Annotated in this window: 9 protein-coding genes; all 9 read left to right on the top strand. The window is 46.1% G+C overall.

The annotated features are described in order from the left end of the window. The first annotated feature begins 23 nt into the window (after nucleotides 1–23). Nucleotides 24–1,808 carry an IucA/IucC family protein gene (locus OC23_RS08520; RefSeq protein ID WP_038344167.1) on the top strand — a complete coding sequence of 595 codons (1,785 nt, stop codon included), beginning with the start codon at nucleotides 24–26 and terminating at the stop codon, nucleotides 1,806–1,808. Further along, nucleotides 1,801–3,234: a lysine N(6)-hydroxylase/L-ornithine N(5)-oxygenase family protein gene (locus tag OC23_RS08515; RefSeq protein ID WP_038344166.1), complete on the top strand. Its 1,434-nt coding sequence runs from the start codon at nucleotides 1,801–1,803 to the stop codon at nucleotides 3,232–3,234. Before OC23_RS08520 ends, OC23_RS08515 begins: the two co-directional genes overlap by 8 nt. A 22-nt stretch (nucleotides 3,235–3,256) precedes the next feature. Continuing rightward, a complete protein-coding gene (locus OC23_RS08510; protein WP_038344165.1) occupies nucleotides 3,257–4,696 on the top strand; it encodes a DHA2 family efflux MFS transporter permease subunit in 1,440 nt (479 codons plus the stop codon). Between the two features lie 10 nt (nucleotides 4,697–4,706). Then, nucleotides 4,707–6,548: an IucA/IucC family protein gene (locus OC23_RS08505; protein WP_038344164.1), complete on the top strand. Its 1,842-nt coding sequence runs from the start codon at nucleotides 4,707–4,709 to the stop codon at nucleotides 6,546–6,548. Between the two features lie 8 nt (nucleotides 6,549–6,556). Further along, a complete protein-coding gene (locus OC23_RS08500) occupies nucleotides 6,557–8,473 on the top strand; it encodes an IucA/IucC family protein (RefSeq protein WP_038344163.1) in 1,917 nt (638 codons plus the stop codon). A 6-nt stretch (nucleotides 8,474–8,479) separates the two neighbouring features. Beyond that, complete coding sequence (locus OC23_RS08495; protein WP_038344161.1) at nucleotides 8,480–9,241, top strand: (2Fe-2S)-binding protein; 762 nt, start codon at nucleotides 8,480–8,482, stop codon at nucleotides 9,239–9,241. Further along, nucleotides 9,238–9,855, top strand: coding sequence for an RraA family protein (locus tag OC23_RS08490; protein ID WP_038344159.1), 618 nt, complete (start codon nucleotides 9,238–9,240; stop codon nucleotides 9,853–9,855). The genes OC23_RS08495 and OC23_RS08490 overlap by 4 nt, the downstream gene beginning before the upstream one ends. Nucleotides 9,856–9,948: 93 nt before the next feature. Further along, complete coding sequence (locus OC23_RS08485) at nucleotides 9,949–12,240, top strand: TonB-dependent receptor (RefSeq protein WP_038344158.1); 2,292 nt, start codon at nucleotides 9,949–9,951, stop codon at nucleotides 12,238–12,240. A 75-nt stretch (nucleotides 12,241–12,315) separates the two neighbouring features. Beyond that, complete coding sequence (locus OC23_RS08480) at nucleotides 12,316–12,609, top strand: hypothetical protein (RefSeq protein WP_038344157.1); 294 nt, start codon at nucleotides 12,316–12,318, stop codon at nucleotides 12,607–12,609.

The following is a 12,609-nucleotide window of genomic DNA, read 5'->3' as shown; positions in this document are numbered from 1 at the left end:
TTGGACAAAAAGGATACAGTCGGATGCAATCACTTGCTAATCGGTTGGCGCTACAACATTTCGTCAACGCCTATACGCAAGAAACAGGCAAAGGTCATTTGCTTGATAAAAATCAGCAGAGTCCACAACAACATGCGTTTAGCCAAGGTTTGACGCTGTTAACCGTTCCGATCCACTCCATTCAAGCGCAATGCTATTTTCCTCTGTCCTATGTCAGTCGGGTCGGGCGACATCGCCTGGCCGATTTTCCACAGATTATGATTCACGGGCAAATCAGAACATTTAGTCCGGTTGCCATCGTTGGGCTGCTGTTGGAAGAACTGATTTTTGAGTCCGGACTGGCATTAGATGCAGCTTCTCTAATGGAAAAATGGATTCAGAGCCGCGATGCTTTACAGCAGTTTTTAGTCCAGCGTGAACATGACTTTGATGATCTGGTCAAGGCAGGTCAGAATTTCATTGAATCTGAACAGGCTTTAGTCCTTGGGCACAGCATGCATCCTGCACCAAAGAGCCGGACGGGTTTTGTACATGAAGACTGGTACAGGTTTTCTCCGGAAAATAAGGGACAAACTCAACTGCATTACTGGTTTGTGCACCAAAATTATATTGCCGAAGGTAGCGCGACTGATGAAGCCATTTCAGCCCAGCTTAAAAGTGCGTTGCAATGGTATTTGTCTGAACACGATCTCAAGCTGCTCAACACTCATACCGAGTATAAGTTGCTGCCTTTACATCCTTGGCAGGCACGTTATCTGCAAAGCAAACCCTGGTTTGAGCGTTTGAAACAAACCGGACAGCTGATTGATCTGGGGTTACGTGGCTGGCAATTTGCACCGACCACTTCAGTCCGGACGCTGGCAAGTTTTAATGCGCCGTGGATGGTGAAACCGTCACTTTCGGTGATGATTACCAATTCAATCCGTGTCAATCTGGCCAAAGAATGTCACCGTGGTGAGCTGACCCATCGTTTATGGCACAGCGAGTTTGGGCAGAATATCTTGAAAAACTGCCCAACTCTGAAAGCGGTCAATGATCCTGCATGGATGGCTTTGCAAATTGATGGTGAAGTGGTCAATGAAAGTATCTGTATTTTCCGTGATCAGCCTTTTAGTCCGCAACAACAAGTGACCTGTATTGCCTCATTGTGTCAGGATCATCCGGGCAAGCCGTTAAACCGCTTTAATGCACTTTTTGCAAACATTGCCAAAGCACATCCTGAAATGGATCTTTCCGAGATTGCACTGGAGTGGTTTAACCGCTTCCTTGAAGTGAGTTTGCAGCCGTTGATGTATCTCTATCATCGTTATGGCATGGCCTTTGAATCGCATCAGCAAAATGTGCTGTTGGAAATGGAGAACCATTTTCCCAAGACCCTGTGGTTACGAGACAATCAGGGCTTTTACTATATTGAAGAATTTGCCACTGAAATTTTAAAGGCCTTACCTGAGCTAAAAGAAAAAGCATTTGCAGTGGGGCCGAAAGATTTCGTTGATGAGCGTTTCAGCTATTATTTCTTTGGCAATACCTTATTCGGCATTATTAATGCGATTGGTGCAACGGGCCATATGAGCGAAGATGTGCTGCTTGAGCATTTGAAGGTGTTCTTGCAGGATGTATTGCAGCAATATCCTGACAGTACCTTGTTACAGGGTTTATTGTTTAATGAAACCTTGCCATATAAAGGTAATTTGCTGACACGCTTGCATGAGCTGGATGAATTGATTGCGCCGGTTGAGCATCAATCAGTGTATGTGCAATTGCAAAATCCGCTGTTTATTGAGCAGAAGGATGTAAGCTATGCTTGATTTTATCGGCATTGGCTTGGGGCCTTTTAATTTAAGTCTGGCCAGTTTGCTGCAACACAAAAGTGACCTGCAATATCGCTTTTTTGAGCAAAAGGATGGCTTTGACTGGCATGCGGGGATGCAGCTACCCAATGCTTTACTGCAAGTGCCGTTTATGGCGGATCTGGTCAGTCTGGTTGAACCGACCAGTCTTTATAGTTTTCTCAATTATTTAAAGCATCAGCAGCGTTTATATAAGTTTTACTTCCGTGAAAACCTATATATTCCACGTCAGGAATATAACCACTATTGCCAGTGGGTGGTACAGCAGCTCGAGCATATCCGCTTTAATAGCCGTGTTGTAGATGTGCAACCGGTCAAGGGCGGTTTTGAGGTTGAGGTGTTGAGTAACGGCGAAACGCAACGCTATCAGACACGTCAGCTGGTTTTGGGTATCGGCACAGTGCCACATTTGCCTGAAAGTTTGCAGCAGGCCTATCCAAAAACAAAGCAATGCTTACATTCGGCTGAATATTTAAAGCAATGTCCTGCGCAGTTAAAAGGCAATGTGGTGTTGATTGGTTCAGGCCAGTCCGCGGCAGAAATTTTTATTGACCTGTTTGATCGTCAATATGCGCAAGGCAAAGCCACGCCTGATTTCCATTTGCATTGGCTGACACGCTCTGCGGGTTTTTTCCCCATGGAGAATACGCCATTAGGACTAGAGCATTTTAGTCCGGATTATATGCAGTATTTCTATCATTTACCTGCAGGATTAAAGGCTACATTACCTGCGCAACAGGCCAATCTGTATAAAGGCATCAGCAGTAAAACCATTCGTGATATTTACGAACGGCTGTATCACCGGAGTATCGGTGGTCAGCAGACTGATGTGACCTTGGCTGGACATCACCAGTTACAGCAGGCAGAAGTGCTGGCAAACCAGAAAATCCGTTTGCGTTTCGAGCATCAGCAGCAAGCTCAATCTTATGTACTGGATGCAGACAGTGTTATCGCAGCCACAGGTTATCGTTATCCCAAACCGGCCTTCCTGGACAACCTGCAAAACTTGATTGCTCTGGATCAAACCGGGCGTTGGCGAGTCAGTGCCGGTTTTGAGGTGAACTATCAGGGTGATGGACGGATTTTCCTGCAAAATATGGAAGTTTTCCATCATGGTGTCGGGACGCCAGATCTGGGTTTGGGCGCGCATCGGGCCGCTACCATTGCCAATCAGTTATTAGGCAAAGAGCTGTTTAAGCTGGATCAGGCCCAGTCTTATCAGCAATTTGGCGTTGCTCCCTCTGGAATGTCAGAACAACCTGCGCGAAACCCTGTACAGCTGGCCGATTCAGGATTATCCCGTGTTACGCATAAAACGGGACAGCTCCGGCATACTTCTCCCGCTTTTTATGCTCGGGTAAAACTGTCAGAGCAGCTTGACTAAGCTCAACAGGGGAATCGCACACATGGAACGGTCTTCTGTACCCATCAATCAGGCGGCACAAGCTAGCTTGCAGCGCTATGTTTTACTCACGGTCATGTTAGGGACAGGTACTGTCAGTTTAAACAACAGTAGTTTTAATCCTGCCATCCCCCAACTGATGCAGTATTTCCAGATTGGTGAAATCTGGGCAAGCTGGGTGGTGGTTGCATTTTTACTGGCCATGAGTATCAGCTTGCCACTGGCGGGGTATTTCAGCCAGCGTTTTGGCAAACGGCAAACCTATTTAACGGCGTTGTTGTGTTTTGCCTTGGCATCAACACTCGGCGGTTTATTCAACCAGTTTGAATCTGTGCTGATTGCAAGAGCATTGCAAGGCTTTTGTAGTGGCCTGATGATTCCATTGTCACTCGGCCTGATTTTTTCAGTCACGCCAAGCGAACAACGGGGCAGTACCACAGGTTTGTGGGGTGCCATGATCATGCTGACTTTGGCGATTGGGCCGATGTTAGGCGCACTGGTTCTGGTCTGGCTCGACTGGCAGGCTTTGTTCTTTATTAACCTGCCAGTTGCCTGCATCGCATTATGGCTGGGATATCTGTACCTGCCCAAAGAACAAGGCGATATCAGCCAGTGTTTTGACTGGATCGGTTTTGGTTGCCTGAGTCTGAGCATTATTTTGTTATTAGGTACTTTGAGTCAGATTCATCGACTTGAAGATATCTCACAGCCGCTCTATTGGCTATTGCTTGCATTGAGCATCCTGACATTCTGGCTATTTGCCAGAAGGCAAAAAAATCAGGCCAGTCCATTGATTGAGCCGGCATTGTTTGCGGCAAAAGGTTTTCGCTTTAGTTTGATGATCTGTGTGGCGCAAACGGTGGGCCTGTTTATTGGCATGTTGCTGGTACCGCTGTGGATTCAGCAGAGTTTGCAGCTCAGCCCACTCTGGACAGGGTTGGCCTTGATGAGTAGTGCCTTGGTCACCGGTTTATGCAGCCAGCCCGCAGGTAAATATCTCGATCGTTACGGCGCTGCAAAAATTATGAGCCTCGGGCTGGTGATTACTGCATTGTCCTTTGCCTTGCTGGCATGGGCACCGGTCAAAAATGTCTGGTTCATTATCTTCTGCATGATGTTGCATGGTCTGGGGATGGGACTGTCCTATATGCCATCGACCACGGCAGGGCTCAACAGCTTACGTCAGCAACAACAGCATCTGGTTACTCAGGCGGCGGCGTTAAACAATCTGTTCCGTCGGCTCTTTGCCGCCGTTGCCGTGGTACTCGCTGCCTTATATCTGCAATTACGTCAGGATATTTTCCAGACGACGCCTCATACCGCACTGGATTCATTTAAGGGCATTCAGGACCTCTTTATGTTTTGTACGGTCCTGATCCTGTGTGCTTTGCCGTATGCATGGCGCTTTCCAGATCAACACAAAATCAATGGATTCAAACATTAGGAAGAACAACATGGGACAATTACATCCAGTTTTATCAAATACACATATGCTTCAAAATACCTTTCAAGCCTGGCAACAGCCACAACCGGAGCAGGCGAAAGAGGTTGAACAGCGTGTAATTAGGCAGTTGTTACAAGCTTTGATTTTTGAAGAAATAATTAGCGCTGAGCATGATGGTGAAAATTTTGTGATTCAGGTACAGGATCGCCAACAGCAAGCGGTTCGGTATATTGCCAAAGGGCAACGCCAATACAGCTATAAGCTGGTGCGTCTGGCGCGTGATCAGGAGGTACTTCGTCAGGATGCCCAGGGCAATACACAGCCAGCACGTCTAAATCAGGTCATCGATGAAATCCTGCGCTCGATTGCCGATGCTGCCAAAGTTGAAGATTTTATTTTTGAATTAAAGCGGACTTATATTCATGACCTGCAATCACAAGTCTGTTTTGAAAACTACAGCTTGCCTGCAATTCAGTATCCATACGATATTCTGGAATCTTATCTGATGGATGGGCATCCCTATCATCCATGTTACAAATCACGAGTCGGTTTTAGTCTGCAAGACAATGTCCGTTACGGGGTGGAATTTGCCCAGCCGATGGCTTTGGTCTGGTTGGCCGTACACCAGAAGCTGGTTGCACAAAACCAGTCCAGTCACATTGATACAGACATATTTTTTAAAGAACAACTCAATGCACAGGATTTGATCCAGTTTCAGCAACAGCTGAATGAGCAAACTCAAAATGCCGCTGAATATGTCTGGATTCCGGTCCATCCCTGGCAATGGGAAAATCACCTGATCTCGATTTTTGCACAAGAAATTGCCGATCAGGACATCATTTATTTAGGGCATAGCCATGACCGTTATCTGGCACAGCAGTCATTGCGAACTGTCACCAATTTACAGCATCCGGAAAAACCGTACATCAAGCTTTCCATGAGCTTGACCAATACCTCAAGTTCACGGGTATTGGCAAAACATACGGTCATGAACGGGCCGATTATTACCGACTGGCTGCAACGCCTGATTGACCACAGTGAAACGGCGCAACAACTGGATTTTGCGGTATTGCGAGAGGTTTACGGTCTGAGTGTAGATTTTACCCGTTTACCGGCTTCGCATGCCCAACAGGCCTATGGCACTATTGGCTGTTTATGGCGTGAAAGCGTGCATCAATATTTACGTGAAGGGGAAGATGCAATTCCGTTGAATGGGGTGAGCCATATTCAAAAAGATGGTCAGGCCCTGATTGCACCGTGGTTACAACACTACGGAGTTGAGCAATGGACACGCCAATTGTTGAGAGTGGTCATTACGCCATTGATCCATTTGCTATTTGCCGAAGGGATTGCGACGGAATCGCATGGGCAAAATATTATACTGGTGCATCAACAAGGCTGGCCAACCCGGGTATTGCTCAAGGATTTCCACGACGGTGTACGCTACAGTCCAGCACATCTGGCTCATCCGGAACTGGCACCTGAACTGGACCAGTTGCCGCCTGAACATGCCAAAACCAATAGCATGTCCTTTATCTTGACGGATGATCTGGACGGGATTCGTGACTTTAGTTGCGCCTGCCTGTTCTTTGTGGCCTTGACCGATATTGCGATTTTCCTTAATCAGACCTACGCCGTTGCTGAACAGGATTTCTGGCAATGGGCTGCCGAAGTCATTCTGGACTATCAGAAACAACATCCTGAACACAAGCAGCGCTATCAAATCTTTGATGTCTTTGCCGAAAAGTTACGGATTGAATCATTAACCAAACGCCGTTTGTTTGGTGATGGTCGCATGCAAATCAAGTTTGTTGATAACCCGTTGGCGCCGTTTAAAGCGCAGGCGAAGTGAGGCTCTTGATGAATGCACTGCAACCGGTCTCTCCACTGACCGACAGAACCATTTTACAAGACTTTGTAAATGCTTTACTGGTGGAAGCCCTGATTCCTGAACAAGCTATTGTGGATACTGTAATAGCACAGGCCAAACTGGATGCATTCGGTTTGGACTTGCAACAGCAATTTGGTCTCATGCCTGAGCAGCACTACGTTGTACTATTGTCTAAGCAACCTTCGCAATATCTTGTTATTTTCCCAGTACAGCACGGCATTACCCAAGCGTGGTCTTTTACGGCCGAGTCGGAAATTTTACGAATTGCAGCAGGCAATCAGCACACGCAAGTTCACCCGATTGAATTATTTGAGCTGTTTGAATGTCTGCAACAGATTGGGCTGTTTCAACACTGTCAGGCCGACAAGCTGCAGCTCTTTTCTGAGCAAATCCGGAAATGTTTAGCGCAATATCGTCTGCTGCAACAGCATCAAGTCGATACCCATGATCTGGTTGATCAAAGCCCGGTGCAGGCGTTTCGTACTTTAGAACAATATGCGGGCTATCGCGATCGGCCTTATCATCCCTTATCCAAGTTAAAGGAAGGACTGAGTCAGCAGGAGTATCTGCAATATTGTCCTGAATTTGCACAGGAACTGAGTATTCACTGGGTGGCGGTGCATAAAGACAAAATGATGTTTGGTGCTGGTGTCGAGGATATTTTTACCCAGCAGCCGAGCCAGATTTTCATTAACCGTGCCGAACGCTATCAACTGAAACAGGAAATGTTCCAGCGCGGATTGAGTGAAACGCATATCGCCATGCCTGTGCACCCGTGGCAATTCCAGCATTTATTTGCGCAATTCTTTGCTGAGGATATTGCGTCAGGTATCTGTCAGCCATTGAATTTTGTTTCTACGGGCATGTATGCCAGTGCCTCGATGCGCAGTCTTTTATCCGAGCATATTCCACAAGAAAGCCTGAAACTGCCAATTGGCATTAAGGCGCTGGGTTCATTGCGTTTTCTGCCGATTGTAAAAATGATTAATGGCGAAAAAAACCAGACATTATTGCAGCAGGCACAACAAAAAGATCCCGTGTTGCAGCAAAAACTCTGGCTATGTGAGGAGACACAATGGTGGTCTTATTTGCCGGAAAAACAGGATGATCGAAGTGCGGACAATGAATGGCTGTTTGTAGAGAAGCCGACCCATCTGGCCGCTCAACGCCGTCATATTCCAGCTGAACTGTTGCAACAGCCTTATCAACTGATTCCGATGGCCAGTCTGGGACATATTGTGCCAGGGCAACCTGCCGTGTTTGATTATATTTTACAGCTGCAGCAGCTGGAAAATCATCCGGAACATGTGCTTGAGCAATTTGCCCAATTGTGTGCCTGCTTCTTTGAGGTGAATTTACGCCTGTTCCGTCTCGGCTTGATGGGCGAAATTCATGGTCAGAACCTGTGTCTGGTGCTTAAACATGGTCAATTTGATGGCCTGATGTTCAGGGACCACGATTCATTGCGTATTTACCTGCCATGGCTGCTGCACAATGGTCTGGATGATCCGGACTATTTAAGCCCGCATGATTTCAGAAATACGCTTTATCATGACTCGGTTGAAGCCTTGCTGTTTTATATCCAGACACTGGGAATTCAGGTCAATTTAGGCTGTATTGTCGAGGCGCTGGCAAAATATTATCAGATTGCAGCACAGCAACTGTGGCACATCTTGGCAGAACAGTTACAACAGGTGCTAACCGGTCTGGATATTGAACCTGAAATTCAAAAGCAGTTACAGGCCCTATTATTTGAATCGCCGCAATGGCCTTATAAACAGCTGATCCGGCCTTTGCTTGAACAGGAGACCCGTATTGGCAGCATGCCATCAGGAATCGGAGAAACCCGAAACCCGCTTTGGCATGTGTTCACTCAATCGGCCTAAATTGCAATGAATATCTGTCACCATACTCAAGCAGCCTTGGCATCGTCTTTTTCGGTGCTGCAACAGCATCTGAAACTGGAAATAGGTTATCAGGACGTGCCTGCCATCACACTGGCAGCGCTGTTCGATGACTCGACCTGTCGGCAGGTATTGCAGGATTTTGCGACACGTATTCATGCCAAAAACCAGAGATGTGCCACCTCATTATTTGTGAAGTACTGGGCCACGTTCTGGATGGTGCCTTTTTTGTACTGTCAGGCTGCATCTTTACCTTTTGTTAAATGGCACTATTCGGCTTTTGTGGTGGAACTGGCTGATTGCTGGCACTGGGACAGGCGGTTGCAACTGGCTGATTCAGCAAGTTACTGCTGCCAGATCATGTCTTTGCCAGCGCTTGAGGCCATGTTGCGACAGTTCAATGACTTGTTACAGCAGCTTGCCAGAGTCGGGCGTGTACCGTATGCCTTGCTCTGGGAAAATGTCGCCGTGCGCGTGGTGCAATTTTACCGATCTTTAGCACAGCAAGAGTTAAGCAACGACATGTACCTGCGACTACAGCAACAACAGCACCTGCTAAAAACCAGAACGGCACAAAGTTTTAACCTGCCGGAAAATCCTTTTCTCAAGCTGTGGAGCAACTGGCATCCCGAATTTAACACCTATATGCGACAAAAGTGCTGCTTCTATTTTCAACTGGAAGACGCAGCACAGGAGCTATGCCGGAATTGTCCATTGCAGCTTAAAAAAACAACAGAGATAAAATCATGAATCAAGCCATTTCGCCCGAATTGCTGGTCGAAGCCTATAAAAATATTGCTACCTCAACCATTGGTCATGTACTGGATCAGGGGCATGTACCTTATGTTTTTCCATTGTCACCTGAACAGCGACTGGTGGGTATTGTAAGAACGGCCCGGCTGCACACCAGAAATGCCAGCCAGTTGCGACAGGTCCTTCTGGCTTGCCAGCCCAATGAGGTACTGCTCATCGACGCCAGATCCGATTTGCAACGTGCCTGCTGGGGAGAGCAAAGAAGTATCGCCGCAATTCATTGTGGACTGGCAGGCGTGGTTGTCCTAGGAGCAATTACAGACCGGCAGGCCTTGTCCCGGCTAAAACTGCCTGTATTTGCACATTCGGTCAGCTGTCTGACGACCCGAAATGAGGGGGAAAGCCTGGTCGAAATGGATATAGCGATCGAGATCAATCAGTTTATTGTGCAATCGGGGGATTTGCTCATTGGTGATGCAGATGGCGTGTTTGTCCTTACGCCAGAGCTGGCCATTCACTATCTGCCACAATTTCAACAGCTGGAACAGGCTGAAAAAATGAAAAAAGACCATTTCTTTAAACAGGAAAGGATAGATGAATACTATTTTTAATAAAAATCATTCTCATTAAAAATTAAATTTAGTATGATGGCGTGCCTTTTGGATATTTTTTGAGTGATAGAAGGGCTCTGGAGAAAAGAGAAAATGAAAGTCAATAATGAGTTTAGGGCAAAACAAGGACTGTTTAAAATGACACCATGTTGCCTGGCTGTTCTGGCCATGTTTGCACAGCATACCTATGCTGAAACTGCGGTATCGGGGGATGTCGCAGTAAGCGCAGAGGCCACATCGAAACCTGTTGCACAATTAGAAAAGATTGTCGTCACAGCAACACGGACACCAAAAAATATTGCAGAGATCGCCGGGACAGTACAGACCATTGACCGTCAGCAGATTGTACAGCAGGCGACTGCTGGCCGTAAGGTTGCCGATGTTTTGGCACAGCTGGTTCCGTCACTTGCAACCAGCAGTGGAACCACCAGTAATTATGGTCAGACCATGCGTGGCCGTAATGTGCTGGTCATGATTGATGGCGTATCACAAACCGGTTCACGTGATGTATCACGTCAACTGAACAGTATTAGCCCGAGCATGATCGAGCGGATTGAAGTGATCTCTGGCGCAACCAGTATTTATGGTTCTGGCGCAACCGGCGGTATTATCAATATCATTACCAAACGTGCAGATACTTCAAAGCCACTTAGCTTTGAAAGTAAAGTGGGCATTACCTCTTCAGATACATTCCGTGGGGACGGATTGGCTTATGAAGTTGGTCAATCGGTGTCGTTTAAACAGGGCAATGCTGATGGTTTTCTCGGGGCAAATTTTACCAGTCGCGGCTCTCAGTTTGATGGTAATGGCAACCGTATTTCTCTTAGTCCTTGGCAAGGCAGTACCATGGACAGCGATACCATTGATGTCAATGGACGTTTGAATGTTAACCTGACCGATCAGCAAAGCCTGAGCTTTGGGGCACAATATTATAAAGATAAGCAAGATACAGATTACGGCCCGGACTATTCATATTTGCCGACTACGGGTACAAGTAACGATATGGGGACTCCAAGCTATAAAGCCATTAAAGGTCTGAAGCTGAGCAAACCGTTATTTACTGAACGCTATGCGGTAAATTCGCAATATCAGAATCAAGATTTCCTCGGTCAGGTATTGAATGTGGAAGCCTACTATCGAAATGAAAAATCAAGATTTTTCCCGTATGGCTTAGCCACAAAATCAGTCAAGACGGTAAATCAGTCACAATCTGAAATCGAAGTTGCAGGCCTACGCTCAACCATGCAATCAGATTTTAATATTGCCGACCGGGATCTGAAACTAACTTATGGCCTTGATTATGATTGGGAAAAAGACAAACAGTATATTGATATTCTGGCAACTCAATATCCTTATCTGGTCTATACCCCAACAGGTCAGCGTAAAGGCTATGGGCCAGATACTGAAATCCAGAATATTGGCGCTTTTGTCCAAGGTGACTATGCCATTAATGATCAGTTGAATATTCAGGCAGGTGTCCGTTATCAATATATTCAAGCCGATACGGACGCTTATATTCCAAGCCGTGAGTCGAATAAGGTACCAGCAGGTTCAACTCATGATGATAAACCGCTATTTAATTTAGGGGTGGTATATAAACTGAGTGATATACAGCAAGTCTATGCAAACTTTTCACAAGGTTTTAGCTTCCCTGATGTGCAGCGCATGCTCCGAGATGTATCAACCTTTACGGTTTCAACCTCGAACTTGCAACCGATTACCGTAAATAGTTATGAACTGGGCTGGCGTCTAAATCAGGAGGATGGGTTAAATCTGGGGCTAACCGGCTTTTATAATACTTCTGATAAAACTGTTCAGTTTAATAACCGGGCAGCCAAAATTGTAGATACAGATCAACGAATTTATGGTGCAGAAGCAACTGTAAGTTATCCATTTATGGATGATTATAAAGTGGGTGGAACCTTGGGGTATACCCGTGGTCAATATAAAGATGCTGCAAATCAGTGGCATGAACTCAATTCATTTGCAGTCGCACCAGTAAAAGGTACCTTATTTGCCGAGTGGAATAACGATGAAGGGTATGGTCTGCGTGTGCAGATGCAGGCTATTAAGGGAACCAGCAAAGCCTATAATGATGATCGTGATTTAATTGCGAAAGCCAATGCAAGTCAGGACAAGGCATTTCAGGCAGCCGTAAAAGCCGATGCCAATACAGCTGCAAAAATTAAAGGATATGCGACCATGGATGTACTAGGACATGTTCCAGCCTGGAAAGGTCGTGTAGATTTTGGCGTATATAACGTTTGGGGTTTGCAATATAATACGGTATTTGCCCAGCAGGCAGCGGTTTCTAATAGTAATCCGTTGCTGGCCATTCCTGCTGAAGGCCGGACTTATGGCTTAAGCTATACCTTTAATTATTAATTGTGAACAAGAAATATCTGCTTTTGCAGATATTTCTTGTTTCTGTTCAGGCTATTACAGGTGCAGGCAATACGGATGAGCCATTCAGAACAACAAGAAACCTTTAACTTAACCTATCGCAACGTTTTTTTTACCTGTCTGGCCGCCTACAGTTATAGCTCTTGGCTAAGCATGGTTCTGGTCGACTGGCTTCCTTTTGCCAAGGCTGAAAATGTGTATTTTGCCGTTTTCCTGAGTTTCCTCTTTTTTATCTTTTACGTGATACTAGTCAGTGCAATCGTCTCCAGACGCTGGTTCTGGATCATCAATAGCTCGGGCATATTATTACTGGCAAGTTACTGGCTATTGCGCAAGTGGGGAAGCAGTTAA

The sequence above is a fragment of the Acinetobacter sp. A47 genome, assembly GCF_000805455.1.
Classification (GTDB): domain Bacteria; phylum Pseudomonadota; class Gammaproteobacteria; order Pseudomonadales; family Moraxellaceae; genus Acinetobacter.
Note: the sequence above shows the minus strand (reverse complement) of the source record. Positions and strands in the feature narration are given on the sequence as shown.